The sequence below is a fragment of the Citrobacter sp. wls716 genome (assembly GCF_005280975.1).
Taxonomy (GTDB): Bacteria; Pseudomonadota; Gammaproteobacteria; order Enterobacterales; family Enterobacteriaceae; genus Citrobacter; species Citrobacter youngae.
On record NZ_SZWX01000021.1, the window covers coordinates 166,297 to 183,014 of the forward strand.

15 protein-coding genes and 1 pseudogene are annotated in these 16,718 nt (G+C 51.0%); 5 read left to right on the plus strand and 11 right to left on the minus strand.

Features of this window, described 5'->3' with window-relative positions:
• Window positions 1–7: 7 nt before the first annotated feature.
• The 6 genes and pseudogenes from FDX24_RS03430 to FDX24_RS23795 all read right to left on the minus strand — a co-directional run.
• Entirely contained in the window at window positions 8–1,696 is a 1,689-nt protein-coding gene (locus tag FDX24_RS03430) for a methyl-accepting chemotaxis protein (protein ID WP_061067959.1), read from the minus strand.
• Window positions 1,697–1,865: 169 nt separating this feature from the next.
• Window positions 1,866–2,984, minus strand: a complete 1,119-nt coding sequence (locus tag FDX24_RS03435) for an S-(hydroxymethyl)glutathione dehydrogenase/class III alcohol dehydrogenase (RefSeq protein WP_048211575.1) — start codon at window positions 2,982–2,984, stop codon at window positions 1,866–1,868.
• Window positions 2,985–3,016: 32 nt separating this feature from the next.
• A complete protein-coding gene (locus FDX24_RS03440; RefSeq protein ID WP_003833178.1) occupies window positions 3,017–3,292 on the minus strand; it encodes a metal/formaldehyde-sensitive transcriptional repressor in 276 nt (91 codons plus the stop codon).
• A 121-nt stretch (window positions 3,293–3,413) separates the two neighbouring features.
• Window positions 3,414–3,692: a hypothetical protein gene (locus FDX24_RS03445; protein ID WP_053065219.1), complete on the minus strand. Its 279-nt coding sequence runs from the start codon at window positions 3,690–3,692 to the stop codon at window positions 3,414–3,416.
• A gap of 34 nt (window positions 3,693–3,726) precedes the next feature.
• Window positions 3,727–4,326, minus strand: coding sequence for a reactive chlorine resistance membrane protein RclC (gene rclC / locus FDX24_RS03450; RefSeq protein ID WP_252362811.1), 600 nt, complete (start codon window positions 4,324–4,326; stop codon window positions 3,727–3,729).
• 176 nt (window positions 4,327–4,502) lie between these two features.
• Window positions 4,503–4,574 (minus strand): annotated as a pseudogene (locus FDX24_RS23795) (DUF4113 domain-containing protein); the annotation flags it as partial.
• Window positions 4,575–4,865: 291 nt separating this feature from the next.
• Between FDX24_RS23795 and fdnG the strand changes: the two are divergent.
• Genes fdnG through fdnI form a run of 3 tightly spaced genes read left to right on the plus strand, consistent with a single transcriptional unit; the run spans window position 4,866 to window position 9,462 of the window.
• Complete coding sequence (gene fdnG, locus FDX24_RS03465) at window positions 4,866–7,916, plus strand: formate dehydrogenase-N subunit alpha (protein WP_124021179.1); 3,051 nt, start codon at window positions 4,866–4,868, stop codon at window positions 7,914–7,916.
• Window positions 7,917–7,928: 12 nt separating this feature from the next.
• Entirely contained in the window at window positions 7,929–8,816 is an 888-nt protein-coding gene (gene fdxH / locus FDX24_RS03470) for a formate dehydrogenase subunit beta (protein ID WP_003020306.1), read from the plus strand.
• The gene (gene fdnI, locus FDX24_RS03475; RefSeq protein WP_003020312.1) at window positions 8,809–9,462 is read left to right on the plus strand and encodes a formate dehydrogenase-N subunit gamma; all 654 of its coding nucleotides are present in this window, start codon (window positions 8,809–8,811) and stop codon (window positions 9,460–9,462) included. The genes fdxH and fdnI overlap by 8 nt, the downstream gene beginning before the upstream one ends.
• 123 nt (window positions 9,463–9,585) lie before the next feature.
• Here the strand turns inward: fdnI and FDX24_RS03480 are convergent, their stop codons facing one another.
• From FDX24_RS03480 to cybB, 3 genes are all read right to left on the minus strand, one after another.
• Window positions 9,586–10,854 carry a Y-family DNA polymerase gene (locus FDX24_RS03480; protein ID WP_137363845.1) on the minus strand — a complete coding sequence of 423 codons (1,269 nt, stop codon included), beginning with the start codon at window positions 10,852–10,854 and terminating at the stop codon, window positions 9,586–9,588.
• A 2-nt stretch (window positions 10,855–10,856) separates the two neighbouring features.
• Window positions 10,857–11,276 carry a translesion error-prone DNA polymerase V autoproteolytic subunit gene (locus tag FDX24_RS03485; RefSeq protein WP_101743031.1) on the minus strand — a complete coding sequence of 140 codons (420 nt, stop codon included), beginning with the start codon at window positions 11,274–11,276 and terminating at the stop codon, window positions 10,857–10,859.
• A gap of 171 nt (window positions 11,277–11,447) precedes the next feature.
• The gene (cybB, locus tag FDX24_RS03490) at window positions 11,448–11,978 is read right to left on the minus strand and encodes a cytochrome b561 (protein ID WP_048211572.1); all 531 of its coding nucleotides are present in this window, start codon (window positions 11,976–11,978) and stop codon (window positions 11,448–11,450) included.
• A 189-nt stretch (window positions 11,979–12,167) separates the two neighbouring features.
• Between cybB and gap the strand changes: the two genes are divergently transcribed.
• Both gap and FDX24_RS03500 read left to right on the plus strand, forming a co-directional pair.
• Window positions 12,168–13,169, plus strand: a complete 1,002-nt coding sequence (gene gap / locus FDX24_RS03495; protein ID WP_086523686.1) for a type I glyceraldehyde-3-phosphate dehydrogenase — start codon at window positions 12,168–12,170, stop codon at window positions 13,167–13,169.
• A 126-nt stretch (window positions 13,170–13,295) separates the two neighbouring features.
• The gene (locus FDX24_RS03500) at window positions 13,296–14,222 is read left to right on the plus strand and encodes an alpha/beta hydrolase (RefSeq protein WP_137363846.1); all 927 of its coding nucleotides are present in this window, start codon (window positions 13,296–13,298) and stop codon (window positions 14,220–14,222) included.
• A 54-nt stretch (window positions 14,223–14,276) separates the two neighbouring features.
• On the opposite strand, the gene aldA is transcribed toward FDX24_RS03500, so the two are convergent.
• Both aldA and FDX24_RS03510 read right to left on the minus strand, forming a co-directional pair.
• Window positions 14,277–15,716, minus strand: coding sequence for an aldehyde dehydrogenase (gene aldA, locus FDX24_RS03505; RefSeq protein WP_061067966.1), 1,440 nt, complete (start codon window positions 15,714–15,716; stop codon window positions 14,277–14,279).
• Between the two features lie 199 nt (window positions 15,717–15,915).
• Window positions 15,916–16,713 (minus strand): YdcF family protein, encoded by a 798-nt coding sequence (locus tag FDX24_RS03510; protein ID WP_170927359.1) that lies wholly within the window; start codon window positions 16,711–16,713, stop codon window positions 15,916–15,918.
• Window positions 16,714–16,718 lie beyond the last annotated feature (5 nt).

A 16,718-nucleotide genomic window follows, 5' to 3' on the forward strand; every position in this document is an offset into this window, starting at 1 on the left:
TGACCTGTCAGAATGTTTCCCAGTTATCCGTATTTACCGTGTTTGATTTTGGCAGTGAAACCGATGGATTAACGGCAGGTGTAACGCGTTTAATTGCGCTTGTCCCGGTTAAACGGAATGTGCCGACGGCTTCCGTTAAGCGTGCGGCCTGCTCTTCAAGAGAGGCCGCAGCGGCCGATGCTTCTTCAACCAGTGAGGCGTTTTGCTGCGTGACCTTATCCATCTCTGAAATCGCCTGGCTTACCTGGACGATACCCCGGCTTTGTTCATCAGAGGCCGCCGCAATTTCCAGCATAATGTCGGTGACACGTTTTACCGCATCGACAATATCCGTCATCGTATTGCCTGCCGCGACCACTTCTCCGGATCCCTGGTCAATCAGTCGGACTGATTCGCTGATCAACCCTTCTATCTCTTTTGCCGCCTGGGCGCTGCGGCTTGCTAACGTACGTACCTCACTGGCTACGACGGCAAACCCTCTCCCCTGCTCGCCTGCCCGCGCCGCTTCGACCGCTGCGTTCAGCGCCAGGATATTGGTCTGGAAGGCAATGCTGTTTATAACGGCGGTAATTTCGGAGATTTTCTTCGAACTTGTTGAGATATTCCCCATGGTTTTAACCACGCCAGAGACCATCTGACCGCCCCGGCTGGCCTTGCCGGAAGCATCTTCCGCCAGCGTGCTCGCATGATGTGCGTTGTCGGCGTTTTGCTTCACCGTAGCCGTCAGTTCTTCCATGCTGGCCGCCGTTTGTTCAATCGCCGCGGCCTGTTGTTCAGTTCGTGAAGAAAGATCGGTATTGCCCGCAGAAATCTCACTGGTACCACGGTAGATTTCTTCCGCCCCCTGACGTACCGTGCCCACCGTTTTCCCAAGCGATCGTTGCATTGTTTGCAGATGACGGCTCAGGCGACCAATTTCGCTGCGCCCGGTTGGTTCCTCCGGCATCGTCAGATCGCCCGCTGAAATTTGCTCAATACGCTGGGCCGCACGTAACAAAGGATGAATAACGGTACGGCGCAAAACAATGAACGTCATCACGGTCAGCGCCAGCGCAAGAACGAATGCGCCCAGCATAAAGGCCATGCCAAGCTGTGTACGTTGGTGCGCCTGTTCGCTTAACTGATTCGCCCTGGCGGTACGAATATCGATCGCCTTTAACAACACCTTGTTGTAAGCAGAGTCCAGCGGTCTGGCCTGTTCATTTTCATGGTTGATGATCGCCTCGAACATACCGTTTTTAGCGTACTTCAGCATAGGCTGTAAGCCGTCGATATAGGCTTTGAAATTGGCGCTCAGTTCAGCGTCTAACGCCTCTCCGTCAGTGGTTTTCACCGCACGCGCCATATAGGTATTAAAACCGTCCTGCGATTGCTTAATACGTTTTTCTGCCTCGGCAATATTGGCCTTCATGTCATCCATTTCAGCAATACGGCTCGCCGCACCAGCATGGATCATGTTGATACGCGCGGTGCGTAAGTGGTTAGAGCTGTTAGATAACCCCATCCGAACCTGAATCTCATCGGTTACATCGCGCTGATCGCGATCGGCCTGCATAAGAAAATAACCTGCCAGCCCGGAACTTAAGGCGAACAGCAGAAGGATGCCACCGAGAATGGAGGAAAACAGCGGAACCAGCCGGATTTGATGCAGAAAGCCCAGTTTATGCTGGGCTTGCATCGATGTAGTGTTGTCCATGACCGTCGACTCTCTTGTAGGGTTTATGCGTGAAAACACGCCCGTTAGATAGTCATCGGCAATCCGGGAAGTTTACTTACCGTGAAAAGCGCCGGATTCGTCACACTTTCACAACATCATTCAAAGAAATTCAGGAAAGTGCCAGCGGTGAAATCCGCTGGCCAATGAATCAGTTATCACCAAAATGGATAACGGTACGGATGGATTTACCCTGATGCATTAAATCAAACGCGTCGTTGATCTGCTCCAGCGGCAGGCGATGCGTAATAAACGGATCTAACTGAATTTTTCCGCTCATTGCTTCTTCGACCATACCCGGCAACTGGGTGCGCCCTTTTACACCGCCAAACGCGGAACCGCGCCACACGCGCCCGGTTACTAACTGGAACGGACGTGTTTTGATCTCCTGACCAGCACCCGCCACGCCAATGATGATGCTTTCACCCCACCCTTTATGGCAACACTCCAGCGCCGCACGCATCACGTTAACGTTGCCGATACACTCAAAGCTAAAGTCCACGCCACCGTCGGTGAGCTCAACAATCACGTCCTGCACCGGCTTATCGTAATCGTTCGGGTTGATGAAATCGGTCGCGCCCATTTCACCCGCCAGCTTGAATTTTTCCGGATTAGTATCAACGGCCAGAATACGCCCGGCTTTCGCCTGTACCGCGCCCTGAATCACCGCCAGGCCAATACCGCCCAGACCAAATACGGCCACGGTATCGCCTTCTTTCACTTTCGCGGTGTTATGGACCGCTCCGATCCCGGTGGTTACGCCACAGCCCAGCAGACACACTTTATCCAGTGGAGCCTGCGGGTTAACCTTCGCCAGCGAGATCTCTGCGCAAACGGTGTATTCACTGAAGGTACTGGTGCCCATATAGTGATAAATCGGCTCGCCGTTATACGAGAAGCGCGTTGTGCCATCCGGCATCAGACCTTTGCCCTGTGTCGCACGCACGGCCTGACACAAGTTAGTTTTACCCGATTTACAGAACTTGCACTCGCCGCACTCTGCGGTGTACAGCGGGATCACATGATCGCCCGGTTTCAGGCTGGTGACGCCCTCACCCACTTCAACCACGATACCCCCGCCTTCATGGCCGAGTACCGCCGGAAACACTCCTTCCGGATCGTCGCCAGAGAGCGTAAAAGCGTCAGTATGGCACACGCCTGTGTGGGTAATTTTAACCAGCACTTCACCTTTCTTTGGCGGTGCGACGTCGATCTCGACAATTTTTAACGGCTGACCGGGGCCGAATGCAACTGCTGCGCGTGATTTCATTTGTCTCTTCCCATTATTGCGAGGTGATGGTGTTATTTTAGATAAGCGCGCAGAAGATGGCCGATTTCAGCCATGCGCACAGCACGCTGGTCTGGGGTAGTCTCCCCGCTGACCAGTTCATCTTTCAGGTGGATCTCAACCATTTCGCCCATCAGGCCATTGGATGCGCCGCGCACAGCGGCAATTTGTTGCAGGATCGCCAGACACGGCTCGCCGGACTCCAGCGCGCGCTCAAGCGCATCAACCTGGCCGCGAATACGGCGTACACGGGTGAGAATGCGTTTCTTATCTTCAGGTGAATGCGGCATACGCCCTCCAGATACTATAGGGGGGTATACTATCAGAATTTTTATGTAATTGTAAAAAAATAACATCTATTTAATGAGGGGGTGACGACCAGACCTCGTCAGATGAGACCTGGTCGCCAGGTCACTGAATGGCTTTCTGAACTAATTTTTCCAGATTTTTTAAGGGTTGAATTGCCGCAGTTAGTCCGGCATTTTTAGCCTCTTTCGCATGATCAAATTCTCCAAACAAAACAAGATTATTACTCTCAATGGCAGCTATAAGATGCTCACTGGTCTGCTGGTAATTATAAGTACTATACGTTTTGATCATGGTATTCCCGGTGTTGGCAGCATGACTGGTTACCGTCATAAGCAGATACAGTGCAGCTGTAATAAATATATTTTTTATAGATCGAAGCATCACAATATCCTTAATTTAACGATAGTCTGGAAAGCTATCTAAGACCAGCGGATACTTTGCCGGTATAATCTCTCTCATGCTGATTATGTGCAAGAATACATTTGGCCGAATGCACCATCGCAATAAGACCCGCAGCCATCATTAGCATGTCTTTTAAAACCAGTCGCCCGGCACCAGAAAGATAGGGAAATCCGGTATGAGCATCCTGGCCACTTACCCATGTTTCTGGTGTAAATATCAGGAATGTCAAAGTGACAAAAGGAGTTAAGAAGGCAAGTGTTGCCCCCCAAAAGCCGATTTTTGGTGATACATAATGAGCAAGAATTAATAATGAAAAAATGACTTCAACAATACCAAGTCCGGTAGAGTACCCATAAGTATTATTCGTATGATGCCATGCGCGGTTAGCCTCTATTAATTCGCCCTCATGGTTCATAAACTGAGTATAATTACTCGGATCATTATAAAAGAAAGACATAAATGGGCTATTAGCTACAAAAGGAACAATGCTATCTGCTTCATAGGGAATGAACTTCAACAATCCTATCCACATAAATACAATGGCAATAGAAATGCGACAAAGATTTATTCCCACGTTTTCTTTCGTTGAAACATATTGGTATAGTTTATCCATCATATCCAGAAGTCCTGTGTTGTAGAAATCACGACCTTTATAGCCTTGTTATTTATATGCCTATATGTTCAGGAATCTATAATTTTTGTTTGACCGTCTGGAAAGGTCAAAATATAGACTATGGATAAGTTCGGTTGAGTGGAATGAACTCCTTGTCTTTCGGTTTGGCTATCAAACTACTCGCAACAAATCGTTGTATAACATGGTGAACGCATGTCTCTCTTCATCGCCCACGGTTGCTGTATCCCTTATCCGGCAAAGTAGAGCATTCCTTTACCCTTTTCAGCATTAAGCGTATCCAGATATCTCCATCAGTTTATCGCTGTTATGCCGCGGGAGGTTGTCGTCAAAAAGATTCAGTTCGCCGTGCGTACCGGCAACCAACCTGACATGATCAATTTTTACCAATCCATACCCCCAAGCTTACAGCACTAATACCCTCTCACGTCAATAACCACTAAAAGTTAATGGTTTATAAAACAATTTAACCTTACAATAACCATACTTTTTCATGTCTTAAGTTTAAGCTGGAGAAAAAAATGGAGCTCAGCCGGAGGCAGTTCTTTCGAATCTGCGCGGGCGGTATGGCAGGAACAACTGTTGCATCTCTCGGATTCTTATCATCTTTTTCCGTTCACGCGGAAACCCGTCAATACAAACTCTTAAAAGCAAAAGAGACACGTAATAACTGTACGTACTGCTCAGTAGGCTGCGGCATGCTGATGTACAGCCTTGGCGATACAGCCAAAAACGTCAAAGAAAGTATCTACCATATTGAAGGCGATCCGGATCATCCGGTGAGCCGTGGATCGTTGTGCCCTAAAGGCGCTGGCGTGCTGGATTACATTCATAGTGAAACCCGTCTGCAGTATCCCGAATATCGTGCACCGGGTTCGGATAAATGGCAGCGCATTAGCTGGGATGATGCGATCAATCGTATTGCCCGACTCATGAAAGATGATCGTGATGCCAACTTTATTGAGAAAAATGCCCAGGGCGTTACCGTCAACCGGTGGTCCACTACGGGCATGCTATGTTCCTCAGCGGCAAGCAATGAAACCGGGATTCTGGACGGTAAATTCACCCGTAGCCTCGGGATGGTGGCCATCGACTGCCAGGCACGCCTGTGTCACGGGCCAACCGTGTCAGCGCTGGCTCCGACCTTTGGGCGCGGTGCAATGACCAACAACTGGGTCGATATTAAAAATGCCAACGTAGTGCTTATTATGGGCGGCAATGCCGCTGAGGCACATCCGGTAGGCTTTAAATGGGTGGTCGAAGCGCAAACTAAAAACGACGCCACCGTAGTGGTAGTCGACCCGCGCTTTAACCGTAGCGCCGCGGTCGCCGATCTGTATGCGCCAATACGCGCAGGTTCCGACACCGCATTCCTGCTCGGTGTAATCCGTTATCTGCTGGAAAACAACCAGGTGCAGCACGACTATGTGCGCCACTACACTAACGCCAGCCTTATAATACGTGATGACTATCAGTTCGACGACGGCTTGTTCAGTGGCTATGACGACAAAAAACGCCAGTACGATAAATCGAGCTGGTTCTATCAGCTTGACGAACAGGGTAATGCCCTGCGTGATGAGACATTGTCTCATCCACGCTGCGTGTGGAATTTGCTGAAAGCCCACGTCGACCGCTATACGCCAGAAATGGTTAACCGGTTGTGTGGGACCTCAGTGGCAGATTTCAATCGTATCTGCGAAATTCTCGCCAGCACCAGCGTGCCGGACCGCACCGCCACTATCCTGTATGCGCTGGGGTGGACACACCACTCCGCCGGGGCACAGATTATCCGCGCCGCCGCTATGCTCCAGTTGCTACTGGGCAATATAGGCATGGCGGGCGGTGGCGTTAACGCCTTACGTGGCCACTCCAATATTCAGGGCTATACCGATCTTGGCTTGTTGTCGACGAACCTGCCGGGCTATATGCCGCTGCCGTCGGAAAAACAGCCAGACTACCAGACCTATATTTCGCAAATCACGCCGCCTGCGCTAGGCGTGAATGAGGTCAATTACTGGCAAAATACGCCGAAGTTCTTTGTTAGCATGATGAAAAGTTTCTGGGGCGACAATGCAACAGTGGAAAATAACTGGGGCTACGACTGGCTACCTAAATGGGATCGCCTGTATGACGTAATGACCCAGGCTGAATTGATGCTCGAAGGGAAGATTAATGGTTACATCGTTCAGGGCTTCAATCCGCTGGCGGCGTTTCCAGATAAAAACAAATCAACTCGCGCGCTTTCAAAACTGAAATATATGGTGGTTATCGATCCGCTGGTCACTGAGTCGTCCAATTTTTGGCAAAATCATGGCGAGATGAACGATGTAAACCCGGCAGATATTCAGACCGAAGTTTTCCGTCTGCCCTCTTCCTGCTTTGCTGAAGAAAATGGTTCAATCGCTAACTCCGGGCGTTGGTTACAGTGGCACTGGGCTGCGGCAGAACCACCAGGTGAAGCCTTACATGACGGGAAGATCCTTGGGCGCCTGTTTATGCGCCTACGCGAGCTGTATCAGCAGGAAGGTGGAGCGAATCCGCAACCCTTGTTGAATATTGCCTGGAATTATAAAGATCCATACGACCCACACCCAGAAGAGATTGCGCGTGAAGCAAATGGTCAGGCGCTTGAAGACCTTTATGATGACAAAGGCCAGCTTATAGCCAAAAAAGGCCAGCAGCTCAGCAGTTTTGCACAGTTGCGCGATGATGGCTCGACCAGCAGTTTCTGCTGGGTCTACTGCGGAAGCTGGACAGAACAAGGCAACCAGATGGCCAATCGCGACAACAGCGATCCGTATGGTCTGGGCTGCACACCAGGCTGGGCGTGGTCATGGCCTGCCAACCGCCGTATTCTCTACAATCGCGCTTCGGCCGACCCATCAGGAAAACCGTGGGATCCCAAACGTGTCCTGCTGCATTGGGATGGCAAAAAATGGGCCGGTATGGACGTAGCCGACTACGGCCAGGCCGCGCCGGGCAGCAACGTTGGTCCGTTTATCATGAACCCGGAAGGCGTAGCGCGCCTGTTCTCCATCGACAAAATGAACGACGGGCCATTCCCGGAACATTACGAACCCATTGAGTCGCCTATTGGTACCAACCCACTGCACCCGGATGTTGTATCCAGCCCGGTTGCGCGTATCTACCATGACGATATCGCCAATATGGGTAAAGCGGATGCCTTTCCGTACGTCGCCACCACTTACTCCATTACCGAACTGTTCCGCCACTGGACCAAACATGCGCTGCTCAACGCCATCGCTCAACCCGATCAATTCATCGAAATCGGTGAGGCGCTGGCGAGCAAAAAAGGCATTGCGGCAGGTGATACGGTGAAAGTGATGTCGAAACGCGGCTTTATCAAAGCGAAGGCGGTGGTCACCAAACGTCTGCAAACGCTGACGATCGATGGTAAGCAGGTCGATACTATCGGTATCCCTTGTCACTGGGGCTTTGAAGGCGCCACACGCAAAGGGTTCCTCGCCAATACGTTAACGCCATCGGTGGGTGACGCGAACTCGCAAACACCGGAGTATAAAGCGTTTCTGGTCAACATCGAGCGAGCGTAAGGAAGGGAACTCATGGCTATGCAATCACAAGATATTATTAAACGCTCGGCGACGAACAGCATCACGCCGCCGCCCCAGGCGCGGGATTACCGTGCAGAAGTGGCAAAATTAATTGATGTCACTACCTGTATTGGCTGTAAAGGCTGTCAGGTCGCCTGCTCAGAGTGGAACGATATTCGCGATGAAGTGGGCTACTGCAACGGCGTCTACGACAACCCGACCGATCTCAGCGCTAAGTCCTGGACGGTGATGCGCTTTAGCGAAACCACCCAGAACGACAAGCTGGAATGGCTGATCCGCAAAGACGGCTGCATGCACTGCGCCGATCCCGGCTGTTTGAAAGCCTGTCCATCCGCTGGAGCAATCATTCAGTATGCCAACGGGATTGTCGACTTTCAGTCCGAGCACTGTATTGGCTGTGGCTACTGCATTGCTGGCTGCCCGTTCAATATTCCGCGACTTAATCCCGAAGATAACCGGGTCTACAAATGTACGTTGTGCGTTGACCGGGTGAGTGTAGGCCAGGAACCAGCCTGCGTGAAAACTTGCCCGACCGGCGCTATCCAGTTTGGCACCAAAAAAGAGATGCTCAATGTAGCGGAAACTCGCGTGGCGCAGTTGAAAAAACGCGGCTATGCCAATGCGGGCATCTACAACCCGCAAGGGGTCGGCGGCACCCACGTGATGTATGTACTTCATCACGCGGATCAACCATCGCTGTACCACAATCTGCCGGATGAGCCCAAAATCGCCGCACCAGTGAACCTCTGGAAGGGGATTTTAAAACCACTCTCCGCCGCCGGATTTATCGCCACCTTTGCCGGGCTGATTTACCACTATGTTGGAGTCGGCCCAAACAAAGAGACGGATGATGATGAAGAGGAGAACGGTCATGAGTAAAAGCAAAATGATTCTGCGCACCAAATTCATCGACCGTGCTTGTCACTGGACGGTGGTAATAAGCTTCTTCCTGGTGTCGCTTTCCGGTATTGCGCTGTTCTTCCCGACGTTGCAATGGCTCACCGAAACTTTCGGTACACCGCAAATGGGGCGAATTCTACATCCGTTTTTCGGGGTGATGATTTTCATCGTGCTGATGTTTATGTTCGTCCGTTTTGTACACCACAATATTCCCGATAAACAGGATCTTCCCTGGATTAAGGGCATCGTTGAGGTACTGAAGGGGAATGAACATAAAGTCGCTGATGTGGGGAAATACAACGCCGGACAGAAAATGATGTTCTGGAGCATCATGAGCCTGATTCTGGTATTACTGATTACCGGCGTTATTATCTGGAGGCCCTACTTTGCCCATTATTTCTCAATTAACATTGTTCGTTGGAGTTTGTTAATCCACGCGACAGCAGCCATTGTGCTGATCCACGCCATTCTGATCCATATGTACATGGCGTTTTGGGTAAAAGGTTCAATTAAAGGTATGATCGAAGGGAAAGTAAGTCGACGCTGGGCGAAGAAACACCATCCTCGCTGGTATCGTGAGGTTGAACTTACTGAAGAAAAAGCACCAGAATTAGAGTCTAAATAAAATCAATAAGACCGCTGTTATTCAGCGGTCTTATTCTCTCAATTACCAAGTGATATGCTGCCGCGCTGCGAGACCTGATTATCAAGCGAATAAAAAGGCCCTCCATTCAATAATGAACAACCCCTACCCCACGCGCAGCAAATCACTGTATCTCGTGGTATAACGCGGCGAAAGCATGTCTCGCTTCATCGCCCACGGTTGCTGTATCCCTTGCCCGGCAAAATAGAGCGTTCCTTTCCCCTTTTCAGCATTAAGCGTATCCAGCACGCCCATCAGTTTATCGCTGTTACGCCGTGGGCGGTTGTCATCAAAAAGATTCAGCTGAGCAACGCCAGAGCTAAAAAAATCCCCCAGCATAACGCCCGCTTTCTGATAACGCAGCCCCGCTCGCCAGATGGCATCCAGGCTGCGCGTTGCTGCTGCAATGATTTCCCGACTATCCTGGGTTGGTGTCAGCAGTTTTATCGATGCGCTGTTACCGTAATACGGTTCATTCAGGGAAAATGGGCTGGTTTTGATAAACGTAGAGATAAACCGGCAGAACTGGTGCTCTCTGCGCAGCTTTTCCGCAGCACGTGAAGCATAGGTACAAATTGCCTCTCTCATCGCGTTGTAATCCGTGAGTTTTTCACCAAACGATCTTGAGCAGATAATTTCCTGCTTAACTGGCGCAAACTCATCCAGCTCCAGGCAAGGTTCACCGCGCAATTCCCGCACAGTGCGCTCAAGCACAACGTTGAAATGTTTGCGGATAAAGCGAATATCGGTATCTGCCAGGTCGCAGACCGTTTTAATGCCCATAGCGTCCAGTTTTTTACTGATACGGCGTCCAACACCCCAGACTTCATCAACCGGGAGCGCAGTCATCAGCTTACGCTGACGCTCAATATTCGAGAGATCCACCACCCCGCCAGTCTGTTCCTGCCACTTTTTGGCAGCATGGTTAGCCAGCTTGGCCAGGGTTTTGGTCTGGGCGATACCAACCCCAACCTTGAGGCGTGTTTTCTGTAAAATGGTTGCTCTGATTTCCCGACCAAAATCCGTAAGGTCCCGGCAGTTTCGCACGCCCGTTAAATCGCAAAAGGCTTCATCAATACTGTACATCTCCACGCGCGGCGACAACTCCTCCAGAATCGACATCACCCTGCTGCTCATATCCGCATACAATTCGTAGTTCGAACTAAAACAGAACACGCCATAGCGCCTGAACAGATCTTTCTGTTTGAAATACGGTGCGCCCATATTAACGCCAAGCGCTTTTGCCTCCGTGCTACAGGCAATGACACAGCCATCGTTATTTGAAAGAACGACAACGGGTTTGCCCTTCAGATCGGGCCGGAATGCCGACTCACAGCTGGCATAAAATGAATTAACATCCACCAGGGCAAACATAATCAGCCCACGGCTTTAACGATAAATGTCACCACACCAAATATATCCAGCGTGTCCTCGCTGCTAATCATGATCGGCGCGTAGGTGCTGTTCTCTGGCTTCAGCATGATAACTGGGTGTAATTGCAGACGTTTAACGGTGAATTCGCCCTCAATAGCGGCAATAACGATATCTCCATGGGCAGGCTTTCTGGCGCTGTCGACAATCAGCAAATCGCCCTCGCCGATCCCCGCGCCCCTCATGGAGTCGCCAGATGATTTAACAAAATAGGTTGCGCTGGGATGCCGTACCAGCAGGTCATTGAGGTCGATACGTTTCTCAACGTAGTCCTGCGCCGGAGATGGAAAACCGCAAGGCACAAGATCGCTAAATAGCGGAAAGTGTTTAACTTCGCGGCGTTCCGCAGGCTGGAAAAACAACATAATAATCTGCCTCTCATTAACTGTATTTATATACAGTAGTTTTAATAAGGACAGCGATCAAGTGACAAGTGTGGCGAATTGAGCGTTGTTTAACCATCTTGTCGATAAGCTTTTATGATGTCTGGAAAAATAATCGGCTAAAAAAATGCCCCACATTTGCGGGGCATTACCTCAGGAGCGTTTTCGCGGCATCATGCGCAACAACGTATTATCCTTCCAGAAATAGTGATGTAGCAGAGCCGCGGCGGCATGCAGGCCAATGACAAAATAACCCAGGTTTGCCAGCGTTTCGTGCCATGATTTCAGCATATCGGCCAGTTCAAAATTGGCTTCTGCCGCATGTGGCATAACAATGCCGAATGCAACCCACGGATTTCCCCGGTTATACATCATCACCAGGCCAATAATCGGCAGCGCAATAAACAGCAAATAGATAACCAGATGCCCCAGATGCGCCATGCCAATCATCATCGGCTTCGGTTTTGGTTCAATCGGTGGTGCCGGATACTTAAGTCTGACCAGCAGACGCGCCACCATCAACGCTAAAATCGTGATACCACAGGAAACATGCACCATGTTGAACCCGGGACGATAGCTGCGCGGGAAAAATCCGCGAAACTCCATGGCACTGTAGGCCACAATGACCAACAAAAAGACCAGCCAGTGAATGCCAATTTGCAGGCCAGAATACTTCTTCCCCATAACACTTCTCGAATCAAAACAATAATGCGTCAACATAACGGGCTTTTGTTAAAAATTCATTAAGTTTTGTTCACCCATTTTCAGTCAGTTACGTTTAACCGCAAAAACAGCTATTGCCGCGGATGCCTGACTGGACTATGCCTGGTAGGGAAAATATGTCGTACCGTCTCATCCTGACAGGAGAAAACCATGAATAAAATTGGCATTAACGGTTTTGGTCGTATCGGTCGTCTGGTATTGCGTCGGCTACTGGAGGTCAAAAGCAGCGTGGAGGTCGTCGCTATCAATGACCTCACCTCACCGAAAATCCTCGCTTATCTGTTAAAACACGATTCAAACTACGGCCCGTTTCCCTGGAGCGTCGACTTTACCGAGGACGCACTGATTGTCGATGGTAAAAAAATTGCCGTTTACGCCGAAAAAGAGGCCAAAAATATTCCGTGGAAAACGACTGGCGCAGAGATCATCATCGAATGCACCGGTTTTTATACCTCAACAGAAAAAGCCAACGCGCACCTGGATGCCGGGGCCAAAAAAGTGCTGATATCCGCCCCGGCTGGGGATATGAAAACCATTGTCTTTAACGTCAACGACGACACGATGGATGCCAGCGATCGGATTATCTCTGTCGCGTCGTGCACCACCAACTGCCTGGCGCCGATGGCAAAAGCGCTGCATGACAGCTTCGGTATTCAGCTTGGCACCATGACCACTATCCATGCTTACACCGGAACGCAATCACTGGTTGATGGCCCTCGCGGGAAAGATCTGCGCGCCTCACGCGCGGCAGCAGAAAATATCATTCCTCATACCACCGGTGCGGCGAAGGCGATTGGTCTGGTGATCCCGGCCCTGAGCGGGAAATTAAAAGGTCACGCCCAGCGTGTTCCGGTAAAAACCGGATCCGTTACGGAACTGGTGTCGATTCTGGGTAAAAAAGTCACTGCGGAAGAGGTTAACGACGCGCTGAAAAAGGCAACGCTGAACAATGCATCATTCGGCTATACCGACGAAGAAATTGTCTCGTCAGATGTCATTGGCTCACATTTCGGTTCAGTATTTGATGCAACACAAACCGAGATCACCGAAGTGGGCGATCTGCAACTGGTAAAAACCGTGGCCTGGTACGATAACGAGTACGGTTTTGTCACCCAACTTATCCGTACGTTGGATAAATTTATCACGCTTTAGTGTTATGGCGGAGGATCGCCTCCGCCTCGTTTCATTTCCCGCTAATTCAATACGTTGTGAGTCTCTCCCCGTTTTCAACCCATTAAGTGTGCTATAGCTAACCTTTGCCACAAAGGGAGCACAGTAATGGAAGCACTGAGTCGAGAAACGTTAGAAACTATGATCGCGCAAGCCGTTGCCCACGCCGCCACCGTCTCAGTCTGGCCAATGGGTGAAGCCCCCGGAGCAAAAAACAGCGATGCGGTATTTACCCCCGAACCCAGACATACGGGAACCTCTCATTACGATCGTGCGGTAACCGGTATTCGTGCCCCAGAAATCACCGTCTACGCCCCCGCAAAACCGAATGGTGTGGGAATACTTGTCACCCCCGGCGGCTCTTATCGACGCGTAGTGCTGGACAAAGAAGGTAGTGCGCTGGCGCCCTTTTTTAATGCCCGCGGTTATACTCTGTTTGTCATGACCTATCGCTTGCCGGGGGATGGTCACGAGGAAGCGTCAAACGCACCGTTGGCCGATGCCCAACGCGCTATGCGCTACATTCGGGCTAACGCACATGAATGGGGAATCGATCCTTATCGTATCGGTATACTGGGCTTTTCCTCCGGCGGTCATGTGGCAGCCAGCCTGGGAACACGTTTTGCTGAATCGGTTTATACGCCCCTCGATAGCGTAGACGAACAACCCGCCCGCCCCGCGTTCATGGCGCTGGTCTATCCGGTGATTAGCCTGCGTGAGAATATTGCTCACCCAGGCTCTCGCCTTGAATTAGTTGGCACGACCCCCGAAGAAAAGGACCTGCACCGCTATTCACTTGAAGAACGGGTTGAGAACACGACGCCGCCAACATTCCTGCTGCATGCCATTGACGATCCGGCGGTGAAAGTCGAAAACAGTCTGGCATTTTTTAATGCACTTCGCGCACAGGGGGTTCCTGTTGAAATGCATCTGTTTGAACGCGGCAAACACGGCTTCGGTATTCGGGATACTCAAGGGTTACCGCTGGCCGTGTGGCCGGAAATGATGATGAACTGGATAGCCACAAAAGTGTGATGATTGTGCCGGGTGGCTCACAGGAACACCCGGCTTATACCCGGCGTATCAGTATCAGGACTGCAGATAAACCACCTGCGTTTGCAGGTATTCGTTCAGACCATGTTTACCATCAGCCCCGCCAATCCCGGACTTACGCCAGCCAGCGTGGAAGCCCTGCATCGCCTCGAAGTTTTCTCGATTAATATAGGTTTCGCCAAACTTCAGCCCCTTAATCGCCTTCATTGCCGTATTCAGATTCTGCGTATAGATCGATGAGGTCAGACCGTAGTCGCTGTCATTGGCCATTGTCAACGCCTGTTCCAGCGTATCAAACGCCACCACCGGCAGCACCGGACCAAACGTCTCCTCGTGCATAATCGCCATCTCCTGGCGCACGTCTAACAGTAACGTCGGCGGGTAGTAATAACCTTTGCCGGCAACGGCTTTACCGCCCAGAACCACTCTGGCCCCTTCCTGCACTGCGCGCGCCACTTTCTGTTCCACACGTGCCAGCGCAGCCGCATTAATGAGCGGCCCCATCGCGATGTCATTACGCTCGGCCGGATTGCCAAACTGCACGGCTTTCATTGCCTCTCCCAGACGATTCACAAACTGGTCATAGATACCTTTCTGGACATACACGCGTTCGGCACAGTTGCACACCTGACCGGTATTGATCACCCGCGAGTCAACAATAGCCTTCACTGCCAGCTCAAGGTCAGCATCGTCCATGACGATTGCCGGCGCTTTGCCGCCCAGCTCCAGACATACCTTAGTGATATTTTTCGCTGCCGCAGCCATGATTTTCTCGCCCGCCACAACGCTGCCGGTCATGCTCACCATCGCCACTTTGGGATTCCCGGCAAGTTCCTGACCGACCGTTTCACCGCGTCCAAGCACCAGGTTAAAGACTCCGCGCGGTAAACCAATGTCATCAACAATTTTGGCAAAGGCGATGGCGTTATTCGGTGTGAATTCACTCGGCTTAATGACAATGGTATTCCCCGTCAGCAAGGCGGGAGCCAGTTTGCGGGCAATCAGGAAAAACGGGAAGTTCCACGGCAGAATGCCCGTCGTCACGCCCAGTGCACGCTTAAACAGCAGGATATTCTCACCCGGGCGATCGCTTTGCAGGATCTCGCCTTCATAGCGACGCGCCCACTCAGCCATGTAATCGATATAGTCGGCGGTAAATGAGACTTCGACCTCGGCCAGTTGCTGTATTTTTCCACCTTCCGCCACAATCAACGCACTGATTTCAGCGGCTCGCTGACGGATGCCCGCAGAAATTTTGCGTAACCAGTTCGCCCGTTCAATAGCAGGCAGGGCTTCCCATTGCGGCTGAGCACGCTGTGCGGCATCGATTGCTTTACGCGCATCTTCAGCGCGTCCATCGGGAATACGCGAGATAATCTCTTCCGTGGCCGGATTGACGACATCAATCCAGGCGTCATCGTGCCAGGTCACAAACTGCCCATCGATATACATAGGATGTTGTACGGGTACTGACATGCGCTTCTCCTGTGATTGATTTGTTTTTAACAAGTAAAACTATTGTTAATTAATACCAATCATGCATGACGCATTACTGCTGGAATTGTCGTTCTGTGAGCCGCTTCATAAAAGCATCTGGTAATGTCATGGCGGAGGGAAAAAACAGGCAGGATTTATGCCCGTTTGCGGCAAAATGCCGACAAACGGGCAGCAAAGATTACAGCGATCGGCTCGCCAGCAGGTCAGTCAGCGCCGTATCGTTTTGCAGATGCAACCATGCATCCTCAACATTCTGCGGAATATCAACATGGGCGATAAAATCACGACCACGAGGGCCATAGCCGGTTGCATCATCGCGCAGTCTCGGCAATTCGCCGGTAATCAGTGAAAGATAGCGATCCACAGACCACAGCCCCTCCGCAGTTGGCGCGAAATCCACACCACCGTTCTGTAGAGTCAACTCAGGGATAAAACCGGGAAAACTCAACCAGCGCGGCGCCTGCAGAAAATCACGGGTTACACGCTGAAACGTCGCCATCGTGCGGCGTTGCATTGTAGGGTCCTGCACCACAATGACCGTGTGAATATTTTCTGTCGCCTGGTTCAGTAAGGCACAGCTAAAGCGTGCATTCTCACCGCAGTTTGTTGACTGGTCTTCCACCCAAATCGTCTCACCCGGAATTTGCCAGAACTGGTGCGCAATATCAGCCAGGATCGCAGCTTCTGCTCGTCCGCTGGTGCGGATGATGTTATAGCGAGGATGCTCTGCAATCGCGTCATACAGAAAGCGCGTAGAATGACCGATGCCACCGCTAATCAATAAGGGAACCTGTTGTTCTTTCGCGATCCGACAGGCGGCGTCGATGGTCGGAATAACCGCGTTGCCCGCCAGAATCACGCAGTCTGACTGAACGGTGATGTTCTCCATAAAATCATTCTGCGCCAACCATCGCCCTACGGTATTTATCGCCGCAAGGGTGGCTGCGGAAAGTATCGGGAACTGACTCATACTCATAACTC

Excerpts from the sequence above, each read along its gene's own strand:
- FDX24_RS03430 (WP_061067959.1), bottom strand. The coding sequence starts at position 1,696 with ATGGACAACACTACATCGATGCAAGCCCAGCATAAACTGGGCTTTCTG.
- FDX24_RS03435 (WP_048211575.1), bottom strand. The coding sequence starts at position 2,984 with ATGAAATCACGCGCAGCAGTTGCATTCGGCCCCGGTCAGCCGTTAAAA.
- FDX24_RS03440 (WP_003833178.1), bottom strand. The coding sequence starts at position 3,292 with ATGCCGCATTCACCTGAAGATAAGAAACGCATTCTCACCCGTGTACGC.
- FDX24_RS03445 (WP_053065219.1), bottom strand. The coding sequence starts at position 3,692 with ATGCTTCGATCTATAAAAAATATATTTATTACAGCTGCACTGTATCTG.
- rclC (WP_252362811.1), bottom strand. The coding sequence starts at position 4,326 with ATGGATAAACTATACCAATATGTTTCAACGAAAGAAAACGTGGGAATA.
- fdnG (WP_124021179.1), top strand. The coding sequence starts at position 4,866 with ATGGAGCTCAGCCGGAGGCAGTTCTTTCGAATCTGCGCGGGCGGTATG.
- fdxH (WP_003020306.1), top strand. The coding sequence starts at position 7,929 with ATGGCTATGCAATCACAAGATATTATTAAACGCTCGGCGACGAACAGC.
- fdnI (WP_003020312.1), top strand. The coding sequence starts at position 8,809 with ATGAGTAAAAGCAAAATGATTCTGCGCACCAAATTCATCGACCGTGCT.
- FDX24_RS03480 (WP_137363845.1), bottom strand. The coding sequence starts at position 10,854 with ATGTTTGCCCTGGTGGATGTTAATTCATTTTATGCCAGCTGTGAGTCG.
- FDX24_RS03485 (WP_101743031.1), bottom strand. The coding sequence starts at position 11,276 with ATGTTGTTTTTCCAGCCTGCGGAACGCCGCGAAGTTAAACACTTTCCG.
- cybB (WP_048211572.1), bottom strand. The coding sequence starts at position 11,978 with ATGGGGAAGAAGTATTCTGGCCTGCAAATTGGCATTCACTGGCTGGTC.
- gap (WP_086523686.1), top strand. The coding sequence starts at position 12,168 with ATGAATAAAATTGGCATTAACGGTTTTGGTCGTATCGGTCGTCTGGTA.
- FDX24_RS03500 (WP_137363846.1), top strand. The coding sequence starts at position 13,296 with ATGGAAGCACTGAGTCGAGAAACGTTAGAAACTATGATCGCGCAAGCC.
- aldA (WP_061067966.1), bottom strand. The coding sequence starts at position 15,716 with ATGTCAGTACCCGTACAACATCCTATGTATATCGATGGGCAGTTTGTG.
- FDX24_RS03510 (WP_170927359.1), bottom strand. The coding sequence starts at position 16,713 with ATGAGTATGAGTCAGTTCCCGATACTTTCCGCAGCCACCCTTGCGGCG.